Raw genomic sequence first — 23421 nt, 5'->3', positions numbered from 1 at the left:
GCGCGGCGCGCGCGCCGGGCGACTCACCGCGATGGAACGGGCAGCCGCAGGGTCGCGCTGAAGCCGCCGCCCGGCCGGTTGGCCAGGGTCAGCTCGCCGCCATGCAGGCGGGCGGCGCGGGCGGCGATGGAGAGCCCCAGGCCGCTGCCACCGCCAGCGCGGGCGGCATCGCCGCGCAGGAAGGGCTGGCCGAGCCGGGCCAGCAACGCCGGCGGCACGCCCGGGCCCTGGTCGGTGATCCCGATCCGGAGGGTGGTCGCGTCGCGGGCCAGCTCCACGGCGAACGGCGGCCGGCCATAGCGTTCGGCGTTGTCCATCAGGTTGCCCACGGCGCGGCGCAGCAGGCTCGGGCGCACCGGGGCGGTGAGCTCCGCGGGTCCGTCCAGCTGCCAGTCGTCCGGTTGCAGGCGCAAGGCCAGCAGCTGGCCGGCAAGGGTCGCCAGATCGGTCGGCCGCAGTACCTCGTCGCGACCCTCGCGGACGAAGGCCAGGCACTGCTCGAGTGCGCCGTCGAGTTCCTCCAGGTCGGCGATCATGGCGGCACGACGAGTGGTGTCGGCGGCGTCGCCCAGTTCCAGCGCCAGCCGCAGCCGCGCCAAGGGCGTGCGCAGGTCGTGCGAGATGCCGGCAAGCATCAGTTCGCGCTCGCGGGCGGCGGCGCGCAGGCGCTCGCCGGCCTCGCCGATCGCGCCGGCGAGGCGGCGTACCTCGCGCGGGCTGCCATCCAGGCCGGGGTCGGTGGATGTGCCGGCCAGCAACGCCGGCGCCTGTACGGCAAGCCGTTCGAGCGGGCGGGTCAGCAGGCGCGCGGCGAGCCCCGCGGCGGCCAGTGCGATCAGCCCCGCGAGGGCGCTGAGCAGCAGGGCCGAGTCGAGCAGGCGAGGGCGGTAGCTGGGCGTGCGCAACACGATCCAGCGGTCCGGATCGCGCGCGCTGCGCACCCACAGTTGTGAGTCGGGCGTCTGTGTGGCGACCACCCGCGACGGGTCGCCCAACCAGCTGCCGACCGTGTGTGCCACCGCCGTCAGTGCGGGCGCGAGGCGACGCACGCTCGGCGCGGGTGGCTGCGCATCGCTGACCTGGACACCGAGCCGACGCAGCGCATCGAGCGCCTGGCGCGCCGCCGGATCCTGCGGCCGTGCCGCGAGTTCGTCGGTGGCCAGCACGGTGGCCAGTGCAAGGCGGCCGTAGCTGTCGCTCACTACCTGTCGCCCGAAGCGCCGCTGCAACGCGCCCGACAGCGCGAGCGCCAGCAGGAGCGCCGCGGCCACCAGCACCAGCACCAGCGCGAAGGTGGACGGCGCGCGCTTCATGCCGTGCGATCGTCGTCGGGTACGAACACGTAGCCCTCGCCCACACCGTCTGCAGCCAGCGCGGCTGGCGCGGATCGTCCTCCAGGCAGCGGCGCAGGCGCGAGACCATCACGTCGATGCTGCGGTCGAAGGCCTCGTGGCCGCGCCCGCGCGCCAGGGCGATCAGGCGCTCGCGGCTGAGCGTCTGGAACGGATGCGCCACCAGCGCGGCGAGCACGGCGAACTCGCCGCTGGTGAGCTTCACCGGCGTCTGGCCGTCGAGCAGCTGGCGCGTGGCCGGATCGAACACGAAGCGGCCGAAGCGCAAGGATGCCTGCCCGTTCTGCGGCGCGCCGACGGGCGCGCGCGGGCGGCGCCGCAGCACGGCGCGGATGCGCGCGACCAGCTCGCGCGGGTTGCACGGCTTGGGCAGGTAGTCGTCCGCGCCCAGTTCCAGGCCCACGATGCGGTCGACGTCATCGCCCTTGGCGGTGAGCATGATGATCGGCGTGTCCACCCCCTCGGCGCGCAGGCTGCGGCAGAGCGCCAGGCCATCGGCATCGGGCAGCATCAGGTCGAGCACGATCAGGTCCAGGTGGTGCGCGGCAAGCGCCCGGCGCATGCCGGCGGCGTTGGCGGCACCAGTGGCGCGCAGGCCCTGCTGCACGAGGTAGCGCTCGAGCAGGTCGCGCAGGCGCAGGTCGTCGTCGACGACCAGGATGTGGGCCGGGTCCATGGGCGCGGACTATCGCGTGGTGCCGGGGCAGGCGGCAAGCGGGCGGGGGGTGGATGTGTAAGCGGATGTTTCCGCGGCGGGCCCGGGCAACACCTGCTCACATCGGCGTGCCCGCGCGAAACACCTGCGGCGCGCGGCGGGCGGACGATCCGCCACACGTCCCGTCCGGACGCCCCGGCCCAAGGAGCCTGCCATGCGCCTGTCGATCGTATCGCTCGGTCTTGCCTGTCTGCTCGTCGCCCCGCCCTCGCCAGCCAGTGTCCACCATCGTGCGGCGGTGCACCGCGGCGACGGTAACGTGGTGCGCACCCACGCCAGCCTCGCCAGCGGTCCCGACGGGCGCCGTGCCTGGCACGCCGGCGGCGCCGCGCGTGATGGCGAGGGCACCCTCGTCCACGCACGCGCCGCTGGCGTGGCCGGCCCGGACGGCCACGCCGCCGCGGGGCACCACACCGTGGTGGGCGCGGACGGTACGATCACCCGCCAGGGTGGTGTCGTGGCGCAGGGGGCGAACGGGGGCACGGTGCGGGGCGGGCGCAGCGTGCAGCGCCATCCGGATGGCTCGCTGCAGGCCGGCTACGCGGTGAGCATGCAGGGCGCCGCGGGCGGCAGCATCAGCCGGAGTGGCAGCCGCACGCGCAGCGCGGACGGCGAGCGCATGGCGAGCCGCCAGACCCAGGCCAGCGGCGCGCGCGGCAGCTATGCCGGCAGCACCACCCGCGCCGACGGCACGCTCGACCACGACAGCACGATCACCGGCGCCAATGGCAATACCTATCAGGGCCAGACCCGCTTCACGCGTGGCGAGGGCCTCAGCCATACCGGCACCTGCACCGACGCGCAGGGCCGGACCTTCGAGTGCAAGTGACAGGGAGTGGACACGATGAAGCCGAATCCTTTGCGCACGGGCCTGCTGGCCGCGCTGCTGGTCTCCCTTTGCGTGCCGGCAGCGGCCGGCAGCCTGCGCGAGCGCCTCGCCCAGCGTCGCGCCGGCGCGGGCCTGCAGGCCGAGGACACCACGCCGGCGACCCTGCCGCCCGGCGTGCGCGTGTTGCGCGACGTCTCCTACGGCGGCGACCCGGCACAGCGGATGGACGTCTATCTGCCGGCACAGGGCGCGGCGCATGCGCCGGTGATCTTCATGGTGCACGGCGGGGGCTGGGCGCGGGGCGACAAGGCCATGCGCAGCGTGGTCGAGAACAAGGTCGCACGCTGGGTGCCGCGGGGCTTCGTGTTCATCTCGACCAACTACCGCATGCTGCCCGGCACACGTCCGATCGAGCAGGCGCGCGACGTGGCGCGCGCGCTGGCGGTGGCGCAGGGACGCGCCGCCGGCTGGGGCGCCGACCGCGACCGCTTCATCCTGATGGGGCACTCGGCCGGGGCGCACCTGGTGGGCCTGCTGGGGGCCGAGCCGGAGCTGGCCTTCGACCGTGGCGCCCTGCCGTGGCTGGGCACGGTATCGCTGGACAGCGCCGCGCTCGATGTGGTCGCGATCATGCAGGGCCCGCACCTGCCGCTGTACGACGCTGCGTTCGGCGACGATCCGGCGTACTGGCGCGCGGCCTCGCCGCTGCAGCAGCTGAAGACGCGCGGCGCGCCGTTCCTGGCGGTGTGCTCGACGCGACGGCGCGAGTCCTGTCCGCAGGCGCGCAACTTCGCGATGAAGGCCAACGGACTGCACATGCGCGCGCAGGTGCTGGGCGAGGACCTCTCGCACCGGCAGATCAACGAGCAACTCGGCACGCCCGGTGACTACACCGCGCAGGTGGAAACCTTCCTCGCCTCGCTCGACCCGGTGGTGGCGCGGCGGCTCAACGGCCGTCAGGGCACGGGTGGATAGACCAGGTGCGCGCCGGCGGGCCGGGCCGCCGGCGTCATCCGGGCCGGTCGGCGCGACCGTTGCCGTCGATATGGCAGGCTGCGCGGCCGGCGGCCAGCACGTAGTCGATGATGATCCGGCGGTGGCAGCGCCACCACAGCACCTCGGCGCACATCAGCGCGCAGCGCCGGTGCGCGGACAGCTCCAGCAGCTCCGCCAGCCCGGCCTGGAAGTCGCCGCCCATGGCGTAGTCGGCGTAGCGGCGGAAGCTCGCGTTCTGCCAGAAGCCGTTGGGCGAGGTGCCCGCCGGCAGGCTGCGGCCGCGGCGGCCGCCGAGCGCGGCCAGGTGCAGGTAACCGATGCCCCGCGGCTGCAGCGAGGCGGCCAGCGCCGGCCCGTCGAACTGCGGGTGGCGCCGCGAACCGGGCAGGCGCCGCACGTCGACCACGCAAGCGATGGCATGCATTTGCAGCAGCGCGACGAACGCCTCCAGCGAGTGCGTGGAGTGACCGATGCCGAAAACCGGCGGAAGCGGATCGTCTTGCATGAACGAAGCATGCACCCGTGCGTGTGGCTGTCGCGCGACGGTGTGTCGGTTCACGGGGCCATCGCCGCGGGTTCTTACGATGACCTGGCGGCATCCCCGTCGTTCATCGACGCCCGCTTCCCCGCCCATCCGATGACGAGAGTGTTCCCCCCATGCAGAACCATGACATCCGCGTGCTCAATGACCTGATCGAAACGACCATCGACAGCGCCGAAGGCTATGCCGAGGCCGCCCGCGAAACGCCCAGTCCCCGCTACAGCGTGACTTTCCACGAACGCGCCAGCGAACGCCGGCTGGTGGCCACGCGCCTGCAGCAGAAGGTGGAGGAGCTGGGTGGCACGCCCGAGGACGAGGGCAGCGTGCTCGCCTCCGCGCACCGCATGTTCACCAACCTGCGCAAGAGCCTGCATGACGACACCGCGGTCATCGACGAGGTCGAGCGCGGCGAGGACCACATCAAGCACAAGTTCGAGGACGCACTGGACGACGATGACGTCAGTCCGCCGACCCGCGCGCTGATCGCCGATACCTTTCGATCGGTGCGCGCGGGGCACGACCAGATGCGCGGCCTCAAGCGGGCTGCGCACCGTGCGCATTGAACCGGCGGCGGCTTTTTTTCGAGGGCTGAAAGGTGGCTTCTGCGGGGGCCTGGGTTAGAAGCCTGGCTGCGGTGTGGTTTCCCGCGAGCCCCGGCCCCTCAGCTCGATCCTCGTCCCGGAGGGGAGAGGAGCGAGTGCAAAGCGCCGTACTTGTCCGGCGTCAGGCCGACTTCACCTCGAAGGTCTGGCTCGTCGCCGGCTTGCCGTCGATGGCGATCTCCACCTTGTACTTGCCCGCCGGCCAGTCGTTCGGGTTGCGCAGCTTGAAGGTGGTGGTGGCCGGGCCGTCGGTGGCGATGGTCTGGCTGATCGTGGTGACGTCCTGGCCCTTGCCCTCCAGGTAGCTGAAGTGCGCGCTCAGGGTGGCGCCGGGGGTGCTGCCGGTGGTGGCGACGCTGGCGTAGATGGTGTTCTGCGAGGCGTCGAACGTCGTGGTCGGCTTGGCGATCTTGTAGCCGGCGGTGACCGCTTCGCCCATCTGCACCTGGTCGACCTTGAACACCTCATCGGTGGCCGAGGGCGCGGCGGAGGCGCTGGTGCCGGCGGTGGCCGGGGCGGCGGTGGTGCCGCTGGTCGCCGGGACCGGCGCGGTGGCGGCCGGCGCCGGAGCGGTGTGCGCGGCGGCAGGTGCCGGGGCGCTGGCGGCGGCCGGTGGCGTGGTGGCGGTCTCGTTCTCGTGCTTGCCGCAGGCGGCGAGCAGCAGCAGGCCGGCCAGGGCGACGCCGTGCAGGGCGAGCGAGCGTGCTTGGATCTTCATGGCGGTATTCCGTGCGATCGTCCGGGGCCGCGGCGCGGCCGGTCGGAAAAGGCTAGCGCCGCCGATCTGAAGCGACGATTACCGGGCGCCCGCCTGGGTGCTACTGGCGCGCCGCGCGCAGGTTGGCCGGCACGGCGGCCGGGTCGGTGCTGCGGAACGGGTTGATGTCCAGCCCGCCACGACGGGTGTAGCGCGCGTACACGCTCAGCCGCTCGGGTGCGCAGCGCGCCATCAGGTCGACGAAGATGCGTTCCACGCACTGCTCGTGGAACTCGTTGTGGGTGCGGAAGGACACCAGGTAGCGCAACAGGCCGGCCCGGTCGATCGGCGCGCCGCGGTAGGCGATCTGCACGCTGCCCCAGTCCGGCTGGCCGGTAACCGGGCAGTTCGAGCGCAGCAGGTGCGAGAGCAGGATCCCCTCCACCGGCGCGGCGTTGTGGTTGGCGCTGAGATAGCCGGCATGGGGCGGGCCGTAGTCGTCGATCTCCAGCGGCAGTTCGTCGAGCAGTTCGCCCTGGAGGTCGGTGATGGCGTGGCCCAGCGCGGAGGGGGCGGCCAGCGCGACCGTCACCGTGGCGCCGGCGGCGGCGGAGAGGTCGTGCGCCAGCGTCTCGCGCAGGGTGGCGGTATCGGTTTTCTCCTGCGAGAAGCCGTTCAGGTAAAGCTTGAAGGACTTCGACTCGATGATGTTGGGCGAGTCGGCGGGCACCCGGAACTCGGCCAACGCCACCTGCGGCTTGCCGCGCGCGTCGAGCCAGGACAGTTCGTAGGCGTTCCAGATGTCCACGCCGCTGAAAGGCAGCGGCTCGAGGACGCCGATCTCGATGCGCTTCTGCTGGCGGGGGATGGGAAACAGCAGGGACGGGTCGTAGCGGTCGGCGTAGACAGTGGCCTTGCCGAGGGGGGAATGTTCGGGGGTACTCATGGCGCCAAGTGTAGAGGCTTTGCCCCCTCTCCCCGTCGGGGAGAGGGGGCCAGAGCCGGGTCAGGCGTTGACCATCTGCATCGAGGGGCCGGCATAGCGCGCGCCTGCGGCCGCGTTGGGCGGGAAGACCGCATCGATCGCCGCGCGCTCGGTGGTGGAAAGCTGCACGTCCAGCGCGCCCAGGTTTTCGTCCAGCCGCGAGCGGTGGCGGGTGCCGGGGATGGCCAGCACCTCCTCGCCCTGCGCCAGCACCCAGGCCAGCGCCAGTTGCGCGGGCGAGCAGCCCTTGTCGGCGGCCAGCTGCTTCACCTCGTCGACCAGCGCCAGGTTGCGCGCGAAGTTCTCGCCCTGGAAACGCGGGTTTTGACGGCGGAAGTCGTCCGCCTCGAAGTCGTCCGGCGAGCGGATGGCGCCGGTGAGGAAACCGCGGCCCAGCGGCGAGTAGGCGACCAGCGCCACGCCGAGCCGGCGGCAGGCGGCGAGCATGCCGTTCTCCTCCGGGTCGCGCGTCCACAGCGAGAACTCGCTCTGCAGCGCTGCGATCGGATGGACGGTGCAGGCGCGCGTCAGCGTCTGTCCGGAAGCCTCCGACAGGCCCAGGTAGCGGACCTTGCCGGCCTTGACCAGCTCGGCCATGGCACCGACGGTCTCCTCGATCGGCACGGACGGGTCGACGCGGTGCTGGTAGTAGAGGTCGATCGTCTCGATGCCCAGGCGCTTGAGGCTGCCTTCGCAGGCGGCGCGCACGTACTCCGGCCGGCCACTGACGCCGCGCGACTGCGGGTTGGCCGGGTCACGCACGATGCCGAACTTGGTGGCGACGAATGCCTGCTCGCGGCGCCCCTTGATGGCGCGGCCGACCAGCTCTTCGTTGGTGTGCGGCCCGTACATGTCGGCGGTGTCCAGCAGTGTGACGCCGCGGTCGAGCGCGTGGTGGATGGTGGCGATCGATTCGGCATCGTCGTGCGCGCCGTAGAAGTCGCTCATGCCCATGCAGCCGAGGCCGAGGGCGGAAACCTGCGGGCCGTTGCGGCCGAGCGTGCGCGTTTGCATAGGGTGTACTCCTCGAAAAGTGGCGAACCTGCGCCGTGGAAGGTATGCGCATCGTGCGCGCCGGCGGCGCATCGATAAATGCTCAATAATCACCAACACCTTTCAAGCAGGATCAACAATGGACCGTCTGCACGCCATGCGCCTGTACGCCCGCATCGTCGAGCTGGGCAGCTTCACCGCGGCGGCCGACGACCTGGCGCTGCCGCGCGCCACCGTCACCCACACCATCAAGGCGCTCGAGTCGCGGCTGGGCGCGCAGCTGCTGCAGCGGACCACGCGCCGCGTACGCGTGACCAGCGAGGGCCAGACCTACTACCAGCATTGCGTGCGCCTGCTGGCCGACGTGGACGAGGTGGAAACCAACTTCCGCGAGGCCTCGGTCGTGCCGCGCGGCCGGCTGCGGGTGGACCTGTCGGCGGCGCTGGCGCGGCTGATGGTGATCCCGGCGCTGCCCGAGTTCCTCGCCCGCTTTCCGCAGATCGAGCTGGACCTGGGCACCGGCGACCGCTTCGTCGATCTGGTGCGCGAGGGCGTCGACTGCGCGCTGCGCGTGGGCGACCCGGGCGACACCGGCATGGTCGGCCGGCGGATCGCCATGCTGCCGCAGATCACCGTGGCCAGCGCCGGCTACCTGCGCCGGCACGGCAAGCCGAAGACGCTGGCCGAGCTCCAGCAAGGGCACTACGCGGTGCATTGGGCCTCGCCGACCACGCGCCGGCCCGAGCCGCTGGAGTTCGTGGTCGGCCGGCGGCGGCGCGAGTTGCGGCTGCCCGGGCGGATCACGGTCAACGGTGCCGATGCGTATCTCGCCTGCTGCCGGGCGGGGCTGGGCATCGCGCAGTTCTCGCACTACCGCATCGCCGACGAGCTGGCCGACGGGCGCATGTGCGAATTGCTGCCGCAGACCCGGCCACCGGCGCTGCCGATGACCGTGCTCTATCCGCCGCAGAAACAGATGCCGGCGCGGCTGCGCGTGTTCATCGACTGGCTGGTCGAACGGGCCGCCGCGCAGTTCGGTCGCCCGCGCTAGCGGGTCGCCGGCTCTGCCGCCGTGCCGTGGCTGCCGCCGTGCGCCTGCCTGGGATCCAGCACGAGCGGGCCGGTGGCCACGCCCCATGGCTTGCCGCCGACCTTGACCGCCGTGCGCGTGCGCATGCCATCGACCTCGACCACCGACACCGTGTCGGACGGCCCGTCTGCGGTGAACAGCCGCTTGCCGTCGGCGGACAGCGCCAGTCCCCACGGCCGCTCGCCCACGCGCGCAGCGGCACGCACCCGGCCCTGCGCCAGGTCCACCGCCAGCACGCTTCCGCCGTGGCCGGTGGTGACGAACGCGGTACCGCCATCGGGCGACAGGACCAGCCCCATCGGCCGGGTGCCGGCGCCCGGCAGCTTGATCACGCGCTCGACCTTGCCGTCGGGCACGGTCACCACGCTCAGCGTGGCGTCGGTTTCGGAAGGGACGTAGAGCCGGCGGCTGTCGGCAGCGAAACGGCAATTGCGCGGTCGGCCACCGACCTTGACCGTGTGTACGACGGTGTTCGTGAGCGCACGGATCAGTGCCACGGTGCCGGCGGTCTCGGAGGTGGCGCAGACCCATCGCTGGTCCGGACTGGTGCCGACGCCCTCCGGTTCGCCACCGACGGCGAGCGTGCGCACGATGTGGCCGGAGTCGACGTCGAACACCGCCAGCTTGCCGGAGTCCTCGCTGGCCACGTACAGGTGCGCGCCGTCCCGGCTCAGCGCCAGTTGCTCCGGATCGGACACCCCGCGCAGCGTGCGCACCACCTTGCCCCGGGCGAGGTCGACCACGCCGATGCCGTCGGCGGCGTGGTCCGGTGGCGGCAGCTTGCTCTCGTCCACGCCGGGGCCGGCGACGGGCGAGCCGCTCAGCGCCACGAACAGCAGGCGCTGGTCGGGCGACAGCTGCAGGCCGCGCGGACGCTTGCCGAGCGGGATGGTGTCGACCACCTGGAGCGTCCGCGCATCGATCACGCTGAGCGTGCCGTCCGCCTCGTTGGTGGCGTAGATGGCCTGGCGCGGATGGGTGATGGCCTGGGCGGCCGCGATGGGCAGCAGCCCGGCGAGCAGGGCGAGGAGGCGACGGGTCGATGGCATGCGGGGTATCCGGTGGCTGTATTCGAAGCGCTGTGGGGCTGCGGCGCGTGGCCTGCGGGACGGTCCCCGCACGCCCCAGCGGGTGATCAGTAGCCCTGGGCGGGCGGGGCGGTGCCGATCTTCTGGCCGTTGCGCCAGGTGTTCGGGCACAGCGGGTGGGTGTAGACCGAGGCGCCGTCCTTGCTGCTGTAGGTGATGTCGTCGACGGTGGCGCCGCCGGGCGGGTCGAGCCTGGCCGCGTGGCGGATGCGCTTGGCGATCTCGTGGTCGGCGCAGGGCGTGTCGCCGGACAGGCCCAGGCCGCCGACCTTGGTCTTGCCGCGGTACAGCGGCAGGCCGCCGCCGAAGGTGATCACGCCGCCGCAGACCTTGCCGACCGCCTTGCTGGTGTCGGGCGCCTCCAGGCACTGCGGGTTGAACGGATCGCCGGCCCCGGCGCCCCACAGCGAGCGGCCCGGCTGGCTCATGGTGTACAGCCGCGCGGTCGACATCGGTGTCTTGTCGCTGCTGAACGCGTTGGCGGTGAACGCCTTGGCCATCGCGATGCCCTTGGAGCCGGGCCAGGGCATGGTCGGATCCGGATCGGTCTCGGTGATCGCGCACAGGCGGCCCTCGCGATCGACCACCACCGCCCACTCGTGGCGCCCGCCGGCGAGCCCGCCGACCTCGGCCTCGGCCGGCACCTGGTTGAGCCATTGCTTGAGCTGGGTCGCGTCGGGCAGGTCCTTGCAGCTGCTGGGGCCGCCCTGGCCGGGCATGGCCACGCCGCCGGCGGCGCCGGCCTGGGTGGTGCCCTTGCCCGAGGGCGGGGCGGCGGCGGTCGAGTCGTTGTCGTGGCTGCAGGCGGCCAGTCCGAGCACCAGGATCAGGGCGGCGGCAAGAGGGGTCGGGCGGGTCATGGCAACCTCCACGGTCATTTGAGGCTTTGCAGATAGGTGGTCAGGTCGCGCAGCTGCGCGCCGGTGAGCTTGTCGATGTCCGGCATCCGCGCGCCCGGCTTGAGCGACTGCGCGTGCACGATCCACGCCTCCAGGTTGGCGGTGTCGTTGACCAGCGAGCCGCCGGCAATGCGGGTGCGGCTGCCCACGTGGGTCAGGTCCGGGCCGACCTGTCCCTGCGCGGGGGTGCCGCGGATGGTGTGGCAGGCCGCGCACGGTGCCGCCATGAACACGGCGTAGCCGCGGCGCGCGGCGGGCGTGCGCGGCGGCGCCGCGCCGGCCATTTGCGCGGCACGCCAGCGCGCGTAGTCGGCCGGCGTGTCGGCAAACACGCGCAGCCGCATGTGCGCGTGCTGGGCGCCGCAGAACTCGGCGCACTCGCCCTCGTAGACGCCCGGGCGATCGGCCTGGAGGCGGATGTGGTTGTCCAGCCCGGGCACCAGGTCGACCTTGCCGTGCAACTTGGGTACCCAGAACGAATGGATCACGTCGCGGGTGACCAGCTCGATGGTGACCGGCTTGCCGACCGGGATATGCAGCTCGCTCGGCACATGGAATTGCCCCGCGGGCCCCTGGTCGGTGTACACGGCGTCGAACCACCACTGGCGGCCCTCCACCCGGATGTCCGCGGCGCTCGAGTGCGATCCCATCGGGAACTGGCCCAGCGTGTGCAGCGTGAAGACGAACATCGCGCCGAGCACCGCCACCGGCACGATCAGGCCACCGACCAGGATCCAGCCGATGCCCTGGGGTGCGGTATCGATCGGCGCGTGCTCGCTGAAGCTGCCGCGCCGTCGCGCGATCACCACCACCAGCAGGATCCACACGATCACGGTGACCGCGCTGAAGGCGATCAGCGCGGTCCAGCCCAGCTCGGCCAGGCGACGGGCGGCCGGGCCTTCGGGGAACAGGAAATCCTGCGGCGCGCCACAGCCGCCGAGCAACAGGGCAAGTGCGGCGGCGCCGGATGCGCGCAGGGGGCGATGGCGGACGCGATCCATGCGTTCAGTGCTCCTCGGGCGGGTCGGGTTCGGCCGGGGTGCGCAGCGAGTGGATGTAGGCGACCAGCTTCCATGCCTGGTCGTCCGTGATGCGGGTGCCCCATGCGGGCATGCCGTGCGCGCGGCCCTGGGTGATCGAGTCGAAGATGTCGCCCGCGCCGTGGCCGTAGATCCAGTCCTGGTCGCGCAGGCTCGGACCCATGCCGCCGCCGGCGCGGCCGCCGTGGCAGCCGCTGCAGTTGTACTGGACGAACAGCTTGCGTCCTTCCTGCAGGGCGACCGGGTCGCTGTCGTAGGGGCCGGCATAGCGCTCGGGCGAGGTGCCGGGACCGGGGACCGGGCCGGTAGGCGCCTGTGGCGCGGTGCCGACCGCCTGGTCGCCGCCCTCCTGGTCCCGGTTGTGGCAGCCGGCCAGCACGGTGCCTGCCAGGCACAGCGCGGCGAGCAGCCAGACGTGCCGTGGTGCGTGCATCGGTCAGGGCCCTCCGTCGTTGCTCTGCACGGGCAGCCGCGGCACGCCGAAGCGGTCCAGCACCCGGTCGATGTCGGCGTGGCGACGGGCGATGAAGCCGTCGAGCGTGCGCTGCATGGCGGCATCGTCCTTGCGCACGCCCATCGCGATCGCGTAGCTCATCGCCAGTGCGGGGTCGTTCTCGCCCTGCACCGGCTGCATCGCCAGCGGCCGTGGTTCGTGCTGTACGAAGTAGCCGGCCAGCGGGCCCCAGGCGATCGCCACGTCGATCTGCCCGTCGTCCACCGCGTCGATCAGCGAGCGGGTCGGCTCCGGCTTCGAATAGTCACCGTAGATGCTGTAGCCGCGGATGTTGTCGATCACGCCACGGCGCGCCAGCGCGATGGCCGGCGGGACGTTGGCGTAGTCGTCGCCGATTGCGTGGACGCCGATGCGCAGCGTGCGCAGGCGCGGGTCGGCGATGTCGTCGATGTCCAGGTGGTCGGCGCGGCGGGTAATGAACACGTAGCTGGAGCGGTAGTACGGCCGCGTGGTGCGTACCAGGCCGTAGTGGTCGGGCACCCCGATCACCACGTCGCAGCGGTGCGCCTTGAGCGTCTGGCGGATGAAGCCGCGCCGCTGCGGCCACCAGGCGTAGGCGAGCGGGCGCTGCAGGTCGTCGGCCAGCAGCCGCGCGATCGCATTCTCGAAGCCCTGGCCGGCGTCGTTGGAGAAGGGCATGTTGTTGGGGTCGGCGCACACCCGCAGCGGCGCGGGCGAGGCGGCCGGGCGATCCACCACCGCCGCGGGCGCGCCGGCCGCCAGGCCGATCGCCAGTACCGCCACGGCAGCGCGCAGGCGCTCAGAAACCGAATACATAGACGACGTCTCCCGGGCCGGTGTACTGCTTGATCTTCTTCATCGCGCCGACCACGCCCAGGCCGGCGGTCGGGTCGTCGGCGGAGACCGACGGGAAGGCCACCGCCCCCATCCAGCCGCCGACGCCGGCGTAGACCACCACGTACTGGTGGTGGTCCGGGCCGAGGAAGGTGATCGGGTCGCCGACGATGCCGGAGGCCACCTTGCTCTTCCACAGCTCGGCGCCGGAGCGCGCGTCGACCGCCTTGAACCAGCCGTCCATGGTGCCGAAGAAGACCAGGTCGCCGCCGGTGGCGAGCACGCCGCTGTAGATCGGCAGGTCGCGCTCGCGGATGCTCCACACCGGCTTGGCGTGCGCCACGTCCCAGGCGACCAGTTCGCCCTGGTAGCCGCCCGGCCCCGGATACATGTGCACGTCGGCGCCGAGGTAGGGCGTGCCGGCGATGTAGTTGGCCTCGATCCCGGCGTAGTCCATGCAGGTGTTGTGCGCCGGGATGTAGAGCAGTCCGGTCCGGGGCGAGAAGGCAGAGGGGATGAAGTCCTTGGCGCCGGTCGAGGAGGGGCAGATGAAGCGGGTGTTGGTGCCATAGTGCGTGCGCTTTTCGGGGTTCTCCTTCGCCTTGCCGGTCTTCAGGTCATAGCCGTCGGCCCAGTTGGTCGGCTCGAACTTCTGCGCCGAGAGCAGCTCGCCGGTGATGCGGTCGAGCACGAACACGAAGCCGGTACGGCCGGGATGGATCAGCAGCTTGCGCATGCGCCCGCCCCACTCCATGTCGACCAGCACGTTCTCCATGATCTCGTCGTAGTCCCAGGCGTCGTGCTCGGAGATCTGCCAGGCCCATTTCGCCTGGCCGGTGTCGGCATCGCGGGCGATGATCGAGGAGGACCACTTGTTGTCGCCGGGCCGCACGTCCGGATTCCACACGCCCGGATTGCCGGTGCCGTAATAGATCAGGTTGCTTTCCGGATCGTAGGAAACCCAGCCCCACACGGTGCCCCCGCCGAGCTTCCACTGGTTGGGCGGCCAGGTGGTCTTGCCCAGGTCCTTGCCCTGGTCCTTCTTGTAGTAGGGATGGAAGTCGGGACCGATCAGCACGTCCTTGTCGGGTCCGGAGTTGTACGCCTTCCACACCGGCTTGCCGGTCTTCACGTCCAGCGCCTGGATCCAGCCGCGCACGCCCAGCTCGCCGCCGGAGTTGCCGACGATCACCTTGTCCTTGACCACCAGCGGCGCCATGGTGATCGTCTCGCCGACATTGATGTCGCCGAGCTTCGCGCGCCACACCTCATGGCCGGAGATCGCATCGACCGCGACGGTCTGGCCGTCCAGCGTGTTGTAGATGATCTTGCCGTCGGCGTACGAGGCGCCGCGGTTGACCACGTCGCAGCAGGCGATGCCGACCGATTTGGGGTTCGGGTGCGGCTGGTAGATCCACAGCAGCGCGCCGCCCGGCTTGGTCAGGTCCACCGCGATCAGGTTGTTGGGGAAGGGCGTGACGATGTACATCACGTGGCCGACCACCAGCGGCTGGCCCTCGTGGCCGTGCGGGATGCCGGTGGCGAGCGTGCTCTTGACCACCAGCTTGGAGACGTTGGCGGTGTTGATCTGGTCCAGCGGGCTGTAGCGGGTGTTGGCCAGGTCGCCGGCGGGCAGCTTCCATTCGCCGTCGGGCAGTGGCGAAATCGTGCGGATCTTCGGCGGCGGGCTGGTGACGGTGCCGCCGGTGTGCCACTCCATCGGCAGCTCCTTGTCCTTTTCCGCGGCGGTCTTGCTCCGCTCGGGGTGGCGGCTGGTGTGCTGCCGGTCCGGTTGCTTGTCCTGCTGTGCCGCGTGCACGGGTACGCCTGCCAGCAGGGCAAGCAGGCCGGCGGCGAGCGCCATGTCGCGTACGGGACTCATCTTCACCTCAGCGTGGATAGGTAGGCGGCGATGTCGCGCGCCTCGTCGGGTTTCAGGCCGAGCCTGGGCATTGCCGTGCCCGGCTCCACCGCAGGCGGGTCGAGCAGCCAGCGCTGCAGGTTGGCCGGCGTGTTGGGCAGTTCCCCGGCGATGAAGCTGCGGCGCGAGAACCAGTACAGCGGCGGCGCCACCTCGCCGTGGGCGCCGTAGACGCCGGGAATGGTGTGGCAGCTGCCGCAGTTGTACTGGCGGATCAGGCGCTGCCCGCGCGCGGGGTTGCCCTGGAGGCCGAGCGTCGGCGTGCCGGTATCGCGCCCACCCTCGCAGGCGCTCAGGAGCGGCAGCAGCAGCAGGGCGAGCAGCGCGCGCTTCATCGCATGTTCTCGCAAGGGGTCAGCATCACCGTGCCCAGCCCACCCCAGATGAGCGCGGCGATGACGATCAGCGCGACGACCATGCCGATCATCCCCAGGTAGCGGTCGACCAGCACCGCCAGCACCGGGTCGAGCACGCGCGCGCGACGCCAGCAGGCGAGGCTGGCGAGGAAGGCGATGACGGTGACCAGGATCAGCACGAGGTGGATCGCCACCAGCCACCCGGTCGGCTGGCCGTGGAAGTGCCGGTTGGCGATGTAGGTGCTGCACGGGGCGCTGGCGAAGTACCAGCCGAGCATCTCCTGCAGCGCCCAGGCGGCAGGCGCGCCGAGCACGCCGAACCAGAGCAGGGCGCGCGACGGTTGTCCGGGCAGCACGCGGCTCATCTGGCCAGCTCCAGGTGCGGCAGCACGTACAGCAGCGCGACGATGAACACCCACACCAGGTCGACGAAGTGCCAGTACATGCCGGCGTTGTGCAGCGCCTTGTAGGGCGGCCGGTCGGTGTGCTCCGGGCGCGGCAGGAACAGCGTGAACAGCAGGAAGGCCATGCCGGTCATCACGTGCACCGCGTGGATCGAGGTGATCGTGTAGAACACCGACGCATAGGCGTCGTCCCACGGCTTGAGGGTCCTGAGGTGGTCGCGGTACTCGAACACCTGGATGGTGATGAACAGCGCGCCAAGGCACAGCGTGAGCGCCACCAGCACGCGCGCGGCGAACGCGTGCCCGCGCTTGCCCAACTGCTCGCCGGTGTAGAGCACGCCGGAGCTGGCCAGCAGCGTGGCCAGCATCCACAGCGCCTTGGGCAGCTTCGGCGGATCGTCCATCGGCCAGTGCGGCTGTCCCGCGCCAAGGTAGAAGTAGCCGAAGAACATCGCCACGAAGAGCATCGCTTCGGTGAGGATGAACAGGAACATCGCGCGGGTGCCGCGCTTCTGGTCCCACGGCAGCCCGGCGACCCGGACGTACTCGACCGGCAGCGACTGCGGCTCCTCGCCGGCCTGGACCACCAGCTCGCTCATGCGTGCTTCTCCGCTTCGGGCCACAGCCAGGCGGCGGTGGTGAGCAGGCACAGCCCGACCACCACCAGCGCGATCACCAGCGTCTTGAGCAGGACGGCGGTGAACACGCCAGTCAGCAGCAGCGCCAGCAGCAACGGCATCAGGGTGTCCTCCGGCATCTTGCTCAGTGCGACCGGCGCGGCATCCAGCGCGGTGGTCGCGACGGTGCAGCGCACGTGGTCGAGGCGACGCTCGTCGTACGGATCGGCGAATTCGTCGTGCTCGTCCCACAGCGGGTGGCGGCTGGCCACGGTGGGGATGCGCTCGAAGGCATACACCGGCGGCGGCGAGGGCATCGACCACTCCAGCCCGTCCGAGGCCCACGGGTTGGGGCCGGCCGGCGCACCGCGGCGGATGCTCACCAGGATGTTGACGATGCTCACCAGCAGGCCGAACGCAAGCAGGTACGCACCGATCGTCACGATCAGGTTGACCACGCTCCAGCCCATCCCGGCCGGGTAGGTGTAGATGCGCCGCGGCATGCCCATCAGGCCGAGGATGTGCATCGGCAGGAAGCCCAGGTTGAAGCCGACGAACATCAGCCAGAAGCTCCACTGGCCGGCGCGCTCGTTCATCAGCCGGCCGGTCATCTTGGGCAGCCAGTAGTAGAAGGCCGCCATCACCGGGAACAGGTTGGTGCCGATCAGCACGTAGTGGATGTGCGCGACGACGAAGTAGGTGTCGGTCAGCTGCCAGTCGAACGGAATGAAGCCGGTGATCACGCCATTGAGGCCGCCGATGATGAACACCGCGATGAAACCCACCGCGAAGCGCGTGGCGGTAGTGATCACCAGCCGGCCGTGCCAGAGCGTGGCCAGCCAGGCGAACACCTGGATCGTGCTGAACACCGAGATCGTCATGCTCGCCGCAGCGAAGAAGCTCATCGCGACCTGGCTCATGCCGGTGGCGAACATGTGGTGCACCCACACGCCCATGCCGATCACGCCGGTCATCACCGTGGCCAGCGCCACGTAGTTGTAGCCGGCGATCGGGCGCCGGGCCATCACCGGGATGATCATCGAGATCATCCCGGTCGCCGGCAGGAAGATCACGTACACCCACGGGTGGCCGAAGAACCAGAAGAAGTGCTGCCACAGCAGCGGCGAGCCGCCGCGCGCGGCGTCGAAGAAGTGGAAGCCCCAGTTGCGCTCCAGCTCCAGCGCGATGCAGGCGGCGGTGAGCGAGGGCAGCGCCAGCACCGACAGCATCGAGGTGGTGCCGGTCGAGTACATGAACAGCGGCATCCGGCTGAGCGTCATGCCGGGCGCGCGCAGGCGGAAGATGGTGACCAGGAAGTTGACCGCGCCGACCGTGGTCGAGATGGTCAGGAAGATCAGCGCCAGCGCGTAGAAGTCCATGCCCAGCGCGGGCGAGAACGGCTTGTCGGTGTACGGCGCATAGGCGAACCAGCCGGCGTGCGGCGCCTGGCCGATGACCATGCCGCCGTAGAGGAAGATGCCGGAGAACAGGAACGTCCAGTAGCTGAAGGCGTTCAGCCGCGGCAGCGCCATGTCGCGCGAGCCGAGCATCAGCGGCACCAGGTAGTTGCCGAAACCGGACAGGATCGGCGCGGCGTACCAGAAGATCAGCGTCACCCCGTGCATGGTGAACAGCTGGTTGTACGCCTCCGGCGAGAACAACTGCATGTTTGCGCGGCTGAGCTGCAGGCGCATGAACAGCGCTTCGATCCCGCCGACCAGCAGGAACGCCATGGCAGTGACCAGGTAACGCTTGCCGATGGTCTTGTGGTCGACCGACGACAGTTTGCCGTACAGGGTGTGCGGCGTTTCCCAGAGCTTTTCCAGACGCGAGTGCACCACCTCGTGCATGCCGACCGCCTCCCCGCGATCCGGTTTCCCCCTGCAGGACTCCATCCAACATAAGCGGCCGTTCATAAACGGCGCGCGTTCTTGGCGTCAGGGAAAAGTCGGCGTGCGGCCGTCCATCGCAAGAACCTGCGATGAGCGGTCGTGGCGGCAGGGGCCGGCGTACCGGCCCGGGATCAACCGCGCGGCAGGCCGTGCCGGGGTGTGGCGGTACCGAGACTTTGCGCGGTCAACGGTGCGCCGGCGGCGGCGAGTGCGGCCCGCTGTTCGGCCAGCGGCAGGCGCAGCATCGCGTCCTCCAGGGCGGCGAGCCTGCAAAAGGGTTCGAGCGCGAGCACGCGCGCCACGTACGCGGCGCTGCGAGGCCAGCGCTCGGCATCGATGTGGAAGCGGGCAAAGCTGGCCGTGCGGAACATGCAGGCGATGGCGATGTCGGCGATCGACAACGCCTGGAACAGGAAGCCGCGGGTCGGGAGCTCGCCTTCCAGATAATCCAGTGCACGCGGAATGTGCATCGCCAGGGCCTCCTGCACCACGCCCTCGTCGGGGGTCTCGCCGAACACGTGGCGGCGGATCGCCTTCTGGTAGAAGAATCGCCAGATCAGCGCGTCGGCCAGCGCGGTGTCGGCGTATTCCTCCAGCCAGCGCGCCCGCGCACGATCGACCGGATCGGTCGGGTACAGCGCCGGCTGCGGATGGGTGTCCTCCAGGTACTGGCAGATCACCGAGGAATCGTTGAAGACCCGTTCGCCTTCCAGCAGCACGGGGATACGGCGCAGGGGACTGATGCGCTCGAAGGCGTCGTTGCCGACGAACGGCGCGATCGGGTCGACCGTGTAGTCCAGCCCCTTCAGCTCCATGCACACCAGTACCTTGCGCACGTAGGGCGAGACGTAGTTGCCGATCACGGTAAGGGCCATGGCGCGCTCCGGACGGGAAGGCGCGAGCGTGCCGGTGCCCGCCCATGCCGTCAACGCCCCCACTAATGGCATGGGTGCCATGACTTTAGGCACGGTAGGATCGACCGGCTCGCAGTACTCAAAGGGGAACACGATGGGATCGATGATCGGCAGCCCGCGCCTGGCCGGCGCGCTGGCACTGGCCCTGGTGGCCACCGGCGCACTGGCGCAGGGCCACACGCTGACCAGGGACGACTATGCACGCGCGGAGCGCTACCTGGGTCCCAACTCGGCGCCGCTGGTCGACCACGCGATCCAGCGCGTGACCTGGCTGGACGATGGCCACTTCTGGTATGTCGATCACGATGCCAGGGGCGACCACTATCGCGTGATGGACGCGGCCACCGGCAAGGCGTCCGACGCGTTCGACCAGCCCCGCCTCGCCGCCGCGCTGGGCAAGGCCCTGGCCAGGCCGTTCAAGGCCGACAAGCTCGGCATCCGCGAATACGTGGTCGCGGCCGATGGCCGTCTGGACGTCCAGGTGAAAGGCACGCACTACCTCTGCGACCTCAAGCCGGCACAGGGCGAATGCGTGGTGAAGAAGGTCGGCAAGGAGCCGGGCGTGCTCTCGCCGGACAAGAAGAGCGAGGCCTTCATCCGCGACTGGAACCTGTGGCTGCGCGATGTGGCCACCGGCAAGGAAACGCAGCTGACCACCGACGGCGTGGAGAACTTCGGCTACGCCACCGACAACGCGGGCTGGAAGCACACCGACAACGCCATCCTGGTGTGGTCGCCCGACTCGAAGAAGATCGCCACCTTCCAGCAGGACCAGCGCAAGACCGGTGACATGTACCTGCTCAAGACGCAGGTCGGCCACGACGAGCTGCTGCACTGGAAGGGCCCGCTGGCCGGCGACAAGGACGTGACCATGATCGAGCGCGTCGTCATCGACGTGCCGTCGAAAGAGGTCGTGCGCCTCAGGATGCCGCCGGACCAGCACCGCTCGACTTTGTGTGACGACGTCAGCTGCGGCCCCGCGGGCGGCTGGGACGACGTCAAGTGGGCGGGCGACGGCAGGACACTGGCCTTCGTCTCCACCTCGCGTTACCACAAGCACGAATGGTTCCGCATCGCCGATGCGGACACCGGCGCGGTGCGCACGGTGTTCGAGGAGCAGGTGCCGACCTACTACGAGAGCGGCAATGGCCAGGTCAACTGGTTCTACCTGCCCGCAAGCCACGAGGCGATCTGGTTCTCCGAGCGCAACAACTGGGGCAACCTGTACCTGTACGACCTCGACACCGGCAAGCTCAAGCATGCGATCACCGCCGGCAACGGCAATGTCACCGAAGTCCTCAAGGTCGACCCGAAGACGCGTACCGTGTGGTTTCGTGCCGTCGGCCGCGTGCCGGGCGTGAACCCCTACTACCAGCAGTTCTTCAAGGTGGGCCTGGATGGCGGGAAGCCGGTGCTGCTGACGCCGGAGGCGGCCAACCACGAGATCACGCTTTCGCCGGACGGCCACGCGTTCGTCGACACATACTCGACGCCGACCGCGCCGCCGGTGACCGTACTGCGTGACAGCGGTGACGGGCACACGCTCGCCACCGTCGCCCGGGCCGACATCAGCCGCCTGCGTGCGGCCGGCTGGGTGCCGCCGATACCGGTCACGGTGAAGGCGCGCGACGGCAAGACCGACCTGTACGGAATGCTGTTCAAGCCGAGCCACTTCGACCCGCACAAGAAATATCCGATCGTCGATTACATCTATCCCGGTCCGCAGACCGGTTCGGTGCGCGGGCGCAGCTTCCTCGCCGCGCGGGGCGACAACCAGGCACTGGCCGAGCTGGGCTTCATCGTGGTGGCGATCGACGGCATGGGCACGCCGTGGCGCTCCAAGGCGTTCCACGACGCGTACTACGGCAACATGGGCGACAACACGCTGCCCGACCAGGTCATCGCCATCAAGGAACTGGCCAAACGTTACCCCTGGATCGATCTCGGCCGCGTCGGCATCTGGGGCCATTCGGGCGGCGGCAACGCCACGGCCGACGCGATGTTCCGCTATCCCGATTTCTTCAAGGTCGGCTGGTCCGAGAGCGGCAACCACGACAACCGCAACTACGAGGACGATTGGGCCGAGAAGTACCAGGGTCCGCTGGTCACCCGCAAGGACGGCACCACCAACTACGACGACCAGGCCAACCAGAACCACGCGGCCAACCTCAAGGGCAGGCTGATGCTGGTGCACGGCACGATCGACGACAACGTGCCGCCGTCCAACACGCTGCTGGTCGCCGATGCGCTGATCAAGGCGAACAAGGACTTCGACCTGTTGATGGTTCCGAACGTGCACCATGGCTACGGCCAGGAGAAGGGTGCCTACGCGATGCGCCGGCGCTGGGACTACTTCGTGACCCACCTGGCGGGAGACACGCCGCCGAAGGAGTTCCGGATCACGGTGCCGAAGGACTGAAGGTCCCGGTTCCGGCTGCGGCCGGCGGTGTTGCGGTCGCGGCCGGGGCCGTCCCTGCAGGAGCGCACCCTTGCGCGACAGCGTTCATCCCGGTCGCGCAAGGGTGGGCCTGGCCCGTTGGCGGGCCTAGGCCGCCGATGCCGGGATCGCGGCCGGCGCCAGGTCGAACAGCGCCGGTGCGGCGCCCGGGCAGCGGGGGAGGCCGTCGATGGAGGCGCCATCGCGCGCCGCCAGGGCGGCGATCGCGGCGGCGACGTCGCGCAATAATGCGAGGTTGGTCTTCAATCGTGTTCGCACGCCTGCATCGTCCAGCGGCGCGTGCATGCCTTCGTTGAGTTCACGGAACCAGTCCAGCCGGCGCTGGTCGAGCATCACCGCGGGCCTTCCGGCGGGCGCCGTGGCGTGCCAGTCGCGGAACAGCGCCTGCACGCGTTCGTTGAGCTGCTGCGCCTCCGCCAGCGCTGGTCCCAGTTCGGCGAACAGTGCGGTATCGGCCAGCCGGCGCTGGAACACCAGCTGGCACAGCACGCCCCAGTAGAACGCCTGGTCCCAGACGATCTTGCAGGCCATCACCGCGGCGTTGCCGAACAGCGGGTACTGCTCGCGGAAGATCGCCAGCATGCTGGCATAGAAGGACTGGTAGAGCCGCTCGCTCTGCCGCACGCGCGGGCCCAGCGGCAGGCCGGCCCGGTCGGCCCGGACCAGCTCGCAGATGAAGGTGTTGGCCAGCGCGATGAAGTCACTGCCGGGGGAATAGAACGGGTCGAGGAAGGCACCGGCCTCGCCCGTGAGCGCCCAGCGATCGGCGCTGAACATCTGCTTGCAGCCGTGCGAGTAGCCGCGCAGGAAGCGGAAGTCGAGCAGTGCGTCGCGATGGCGCGCCACCTCGCGGGCGACCTGCGGCTGGTGGCGGGCCAGCCATGCCAGCGCCCGGTCGAAGTCGCGATAGCTCTCCAGCGGGTGCATCGCCGCGTCGGCCACGATGCCCACCGAGTGCGCGCCCGAAGCCAGCGGGATCAGCCACACCCAGTAGCCCGGCCCGCACAGGTGGTTGGTCGAGCGCCAGCGCTCGGGTGGCCGGCAGCGGCTGCGCCACGCGGCGTCCTCGCACCAGTCGTCGATGCCGAGGCGGGCGTCCAGCCGGAACCAGGCCGCATTGGCGTGGTGGCCGTCGTCGCGGGTGAGGCCGAAGCGCCGGCGCAGCAACGCCGCGCGGCCGGAGGCATCCAGCAGCCAGCGCGCCTGCAGCTGGTGCCGCCGGCCCTCGCCATCCGTGTAGCGCACCGCGTGCGGTGCGCCGTCCCGGCCGACATCGAACTGGCGCACCGTCACGCCGGTACGCAGGTCCACGCCGCGGCGCCGGGCCTCCTCGCCCAGGAAGGTCTCGAACAGACCGCGGTCGAGCTGGTAGCTGGGCGCGGGAAACGCCTCGCTCGGGCCTAGTTCGGTCGCCTGGCCGATGTCCGTGCAGCCGTCGGAAAAGAAGTAGCGCAGGCCGAACTTGAAGATCTGCTCGCGGTGCAGGTACTCGCGCAGCCCGAGCGTTTCGCGGAAGTAGTGCGCGCCGATGTCGACCGTCGACTCGCCCACCTTGTGCGCCGCCGGGGGCAGCGGATGCCGCTGGCGCTCGAGCACCACGACATCCAGGTCCGGAAACTCGCCGCGCAGCTGCAGTGCCAGGCACAGCCCGGCCAGGCCGCCGCCCAGGATGACGGCGTCGTGCACGACGTTGGCTTCGGACATGCGGCCCCCCCTGCGGTTG

General features: G+C 70.4%; 22 protein-coding genes and 1 pseudogene. 5 read left to right on the top strand and 18 right to left on the bottom strand.

Annotated elements, in window-relative coordinates; genetic code table 11:
* Positions 1-23: 23 nt before the first annotated feature.
* Positions 24-1313, bottom strand: a complete 1290-nt coding sequence (locus VFH59_RS06750) for an ATP-binding protein (protein ID WP_325164125.1) — start codon at positions 1311-1313, stop codon at positions 24-26.
* Positions 1314-1410: 97 nt separating this feature from the next.
* Positions 1411-2028 (bottom strand): annotated as a pseudogene (locus VFH59_RS06745) (response regulator); the annotation flags it as partial.
* 298 nt (positions 2029-2326) lie between these two features.
* Between VFH59_RS06745 and VFH59_RS06740 the strand changes: the two are divergent.
* Positions 2327-2896 (top strand): hypothetical protein, encoded by a 570-nt coding sequence (locus VFH59_RS06740; RefSeq protein ID WP_325164124.1) that lies wholly within the window; start codon positions 2327-2329, stop codon positions 2894-2896.
* Between the two features lie 15 nt (positions 2897-2911).
* Positions 2912-3871 carry an alpha/beta hydrolase gene (locus VFH59_RS06735; RefSeq protein ID WP_325164123.1) on the top strand — a complete coding sequence of 320 codons (960 nt, stop codon included), beginning with the start codon at positions 2912-2914 and terminating at the stop codon, positions 3869-3871.
* Between the two features lie 34 nt (positions 3872-3905).
* Here the strand turns inward: VFH59_RS06735 and VFH59_RS06730 are convergent, their stop codons facing one another.
* Entirely contained in the window at positions 3906-4397 is a 492-nt protein-coding gene (locus tag VFH59_RS06730) for a DUF488 domain-containing protein (protein ID WP_325164122.1), read from the bottom strand.
* A gap of 152 nt (positions 4398-4549) precedes the next feature.
* On the opposite strand from VFH59_RS06730, the gene VFH59_RS06725 reads away from it, so the two are divergent.
* Complete coding sequence (locus tag VFH59_RS06725; protein ID WP_325164121.1) at positions 4550-4996, top strand: PA2169 family four-helix-bundle protein; 447 nt, start codon at positions 4550-4552, stop codon at positions 4994-4996.
* 160 nt (positions 4997-5156) lie between these two features.
* Here the strand turns inward: VFH59_RS06725 and VFH59_RS06720 are convergent, their stop codons facing one another.
* From VFH59_RS06720 to VFH59_RS06710, 3 genes are all read right to left on the bottom strand, one after another.
* Entirely contained in the window at positions 5157-5753 is a 597-nt protein-coding gene (locus VFH59_RS06720; RefSeq protein WP_325164120.1) for a hypothetical protein, read from the bottom strand.
* A 100-nt stretch (positions 5754-5853) separates the two neighbouring features.
* Positions 5854-6678, bottom strand: coding sequence for an NADPH-dependent 7-cyano-7-deazaguanine reductase QueF (gene queF / locus VFH59_RS06715; protein ID WP_325164119.1), 825 nt, complete (start codon positions 6676-6678; stop codon positions 5854-5856).
* 60 nt (positions 6679-6738) lie between these two features.
* Entirely contained in the window at positions 6739-7731 is a 993-nt protein-coding gene (locus VFH59_RS06710) for an aldo/keto reductase (protein ID WP_325164118.1), read from the bottom strand.
* Between the two features lie 118 nt (positions 7732-7849).
* Here VFH59_RS06710 and VFH59_RS06705 point away from each other — a divergent pair, with 118 nt between their 5' ends.
* Positions 7850-8761, top strand: coding sequence for a LysR family transcriptional regulator (locus VFH59_RS06705; RefSeq protein WP_325164117.1), 912 nt, complete (start codon positions 7850-7852; stop codon positions 8759-8761).
* Here the strand turns inward: VFH59_RS06705 and VFH59_RS06700 are convergent.
* The 11 genes from VFH59_RS06700 to VFH59_RS06650 form a co-directional block, all read right to left on the bottom strand.
* Complete coding sequence (locus VFH59_RS06700; RefSeq protein ID WP_325164116.1) at positions 8758-9849, bottom strand: beta-propeller fold lactonase family protein; 1092 nt, start codon at positions 9847-9849, stop codon at positions 8758-8760. The genes VFH59_RS06705 and VFH59_RS06700 overlap by 4 nt on opposite strands.
* Before the next feature lie 86 nt (positions 9850-9935).
* Complete coding sequence (locus VFH59_RS06695; protein WP_325164115.1) at positions 9936-10748, bottom strand: GlcG/HbpS family heme-binding protein; 813 nt, start codon at positions 10746-10748, stop codon at positions 9936-9938.
* Positions 10749-10762: 14 nt separating this feature from the next.
* Complete coding sequence (locus VFH59_RS06690; protein WP_325164114.1) at positions 10763-11788, bottom strand: cytochrome c oxidase subunit II; 1026 nt, start codon at positions 11786-11788, stop codon at positions 10763-10765.
* A gap of 4 nt (positions 11789-11792) precedes the next feature.
* Complete coding sequence (locus VFH59_RS06685; protein ID WP_325164113.1) at positions 11793-12260, bottom strand: c-type cytochrome; 468 nt, start codon at positions 12258-12260, stop codon at positions 11793-11795.
* Positions 12261-12263: 3 nt separating this feature from the next.
* A complete protein-coding gene (locus tag VFH59_RS06680) occupies positions 12264-13118 on the bottom strand; it encodes a substrate-binding domain-containing protein (RefSeq protein WP_325164112.1) in 855 nt (284 codons plus the stop codon).
* On the bottom strand, positions 13102-15018 hold the full coding sequence (locus VFH59_RS06675; RefSeq protein WP_325164111.1) for a PQQ-dependent dehydrogenase, methanol/ethanol family: 1917 nt from the start codon (positions 15016-15018) through the stop codon (positions 13102-13104). The genes VFH59_RS06680 and VFH59_RS06675 overlap by 17 nt, the downstream gene beginning before the upstream one ends.
* Positions 15019-15020: 2 nt before the next feature.
* A complete protein-coding gene (locus VFH59_RS06670; RefSeq protein WP_325164110.1) occupies positions 15021-15392 on the bottom strand; it encodes a c-type cytochrome in 372 nt (123 codons plus the stop codon).
* Positions 15389-15778, bottom strand: coding sequence for a hypothetical protein (locus VFH59_RS06665; RefSeq protein ID WP_325164109.1), 390 nt, complete (start codon positions 15776-15778; stop codon positions 15389-15391). The genes VFH59_RS06670 and VFH59_RS06665 overlap by 4 nt, the downstream gene beginning before the upstream one ends.
* On the bottom strand, positions 15775-16416 hold the full coding sequence (locus tag VFH59_RS06660) for a cytochrome c oxidase subunit 3 (protein ID WP_325164108.1): 642 nt from the start codon (positions 16414-16416) through the stop codon (positions 15775-15777). The genes VFH59_RS06665 and VFH59_RS06660 overlap by 4 nt, the downstream gene beginning before the upstream one ends.
* A complete protein-coding gene (ctaD, locus tag VFH59_RS06655) occupies positions 16413-18284 on the bottom strand; it encodes a cytochrome c oxidase subunit I (RefSeq protein ID WP_325164107.1) in 1872 nt (623 codons plus the stop codon). The genes VFH59_RS06660 and ctaD overlap by 4 nt, the downstream gene beginning before the upstream one ends.
* Positions 18285-18457: 173 nt before the next feature.
* Entirely contained in the window at positions 18458-19201 is a 744-nt protein-coding gene (locus VFH59_RS06650) for a glutathione S-transferase family protein (protein WP_325164106.1), read from the bottom strand.
* Between the two features lie 133 nt (positions 19202-19334).
* On the opposite strand from VFH59_RS06650, the gene VFH59_RS06645 reads away from it, so the two are divergent.
* A complete protein-coding gene (locus VFH59_RS06645; RefSeq protein WP_325164105.1) occupies positions 19335-21659 on the top strand; it encodes a S9 family peptidase in 2325 nt (774 codons plus the stop codon).
* 126 nt (positions 21660-21785) lie between these two features.
* Here VFH59_RS06645 and VFH59_RS06640 read toward each other — a convergent pair whose 3' ends face one another.
* The gene (locus VFH59_RS06640) at positions 21786-23402 is read right to left on the bottom strand and encodes an NAD(P)/FAD-dependent oxidoreductase (protein ID WP_325164104.1); all 1617 of its coding nucleotides are present in this window, start codon (positions 23400-23402) and stop codon (positions 21786-21788) included.
* Positions 23403-23421: the final 19 nt, after the last annotated feature.

The sequence above is a fragment of the Frateuria sp. genome (genome assembly GCF_035695185.1).
Lineage (GTDB): Bacteria > Pseudomonadota > Gammaproteobacteria > Xanthomonadales > Rhodanobacteraceae > Frateuria_A.
This window is presented reverse-complemented; position numbering and strand designations above follow the sequence as displayed.

Coding starts and splice junctions, on each gene's coding strand:
- VFH59_RS06750 (WP_325164125.1), bottom strand. CDS start 1,313: ATGAAGCGCGCGCCGTCCACCTTCGCGCTGGTGCTGGTGCTGGTGGCC.
- VFH59_RS06735 (WP_325164123.1), top strand. CDS start 2,912: ATGAAGCCGAATCCTTTGCGCACGGGCCTGCTGGCCGCGCTGCTGGTC.
- VFH59_RS06730 (WP_325164122.1), bottom strand. CDS start 4,397: ATGCAAGACGATCCGCTTCCGCCGGTTTTCGGCATCGGTCACTCCACG.
- VFH59_RS06725 (WP_325164121.1), top strand. CDS start 4,550: ATGCAGAACCATGACATCCGCGTGCTCAATGACCTGATCGAAACGACC.
- VFH59_RS06720 (WP_325164120.1), bottom strand. CDS start 5,753: ATGAAGATCCAAGCACGCTCGCTCGCCCTGCACGGCGTCGCCCTGGCC.
- queF (WP_325164119.1), bottom strand. CDS start 6,678: ATGAGTACCCCCGAACATTCCCCCCTCGGCAAGGCCACTGTCTACGCC.
- VFH59_RS06710 (WP_325164118.1), bottom strand. CDS start 7,731: ATGCAAACGCGCACGCTCGGCCGCAACGGCCCGCAGGTTTCCGCCCTC.
- VFH59_RS06705 (WP_325164117.1), top strand. CDS start 7,850: ATGGACCGTCTGCACGCCATGCGCCTGTACGCCCGCATCGTCGAGCTG.
- VFH59_RS06700 (WP_325164116.1), bottom strand. CDS start 9,849: ATGCCATCGACCCGTCGCCTCCTCGCCCTGCTCGCCGGGCTGCTGCCC.
- VFH59_RS06695 (WP_325164115.1), bottom strand. CDS start 10,748: ATGACCCGCCCGACCCCTCTTGCCGCCGCCCTGATCCTGGTGCTCGGA.
- VFH59_RS06690 (WP_325164114.1), bottom strand. CDS start 11,788: ATGGATCGCGTCCGCCATCGCCCCCTGCGCGCATCCGGCGCCGCCGCA.
- VFH59_RS06685 (WP_325164113.1), bottom strand. CDS start 12,260: ATGCACGCACCACGGCACGTCTGGCTGCTCGCCGCGCTGTGCCTGGCA.
- VFH59_RS06680 (WP_325164112.1), bottom strand. CDS start 13,118: ATGTATTCGGTTTCTGAGCGCCTGCGCGCTGCCGTGGCGGTACTGGCG.
- VFH59_RS06675 (WP_325164111.1), bottom strand. CDS start 15,018: ATGAGTCCCGTACGCGACATGGCGCTCGCCGCCGGCCTGCTTGCCCTG.
- VFH59_RS06670 (WP_325164110.1), bottom strand. CDS start 15,392: ATGAAGCGCGCGCTGCTCGCCCTGCTGCTGCTGCCGCTCCTGAGCGCC.
- VFH59_RS06665 (WP_325164109.1), bottom strand. CDS start 15,778: ATGAGCCGCGTGCTGCCCGGACAACCGTCGCGCGCCCTGCTCTGGTTC.
- VFH59_RS06660 (WP_325164108.1), bottom strand. CDS start 16,416: ATGAGCGAGCTGGTGGTCCAGGCCGGCGAGGAGCCGCAGTCGCTGCCG.
- ctaD (WP_325164107.1), bottom strand. CDS start 18,284: ATGCACGAGGTGGTGCACTCGCGTCTGGAAAAGCTCTGGGAAACGCCG.
- VFH59_RS06650 (WP_325164106.1), bottom strand. CDS start 19,201: ATGGCCCTTACCGTGATCGGCAACTACGTCTCGCCCTACGTGCGCAAG.
- VFH59_RS06645 (WP_325164105.1), top strand. CDS start 19,335: ATGGGATCGATGATCGGCAGCCCGCGCCTGGCCGGCGCGCTGGCACTG.
- VFH59_RS06640 (WP_325164104.1), bottom strand. CDS start 23,402: ATGTCCGAAGCCAACGTCGTGCACGACGCCGTCATCCTGGGCGGCGGC.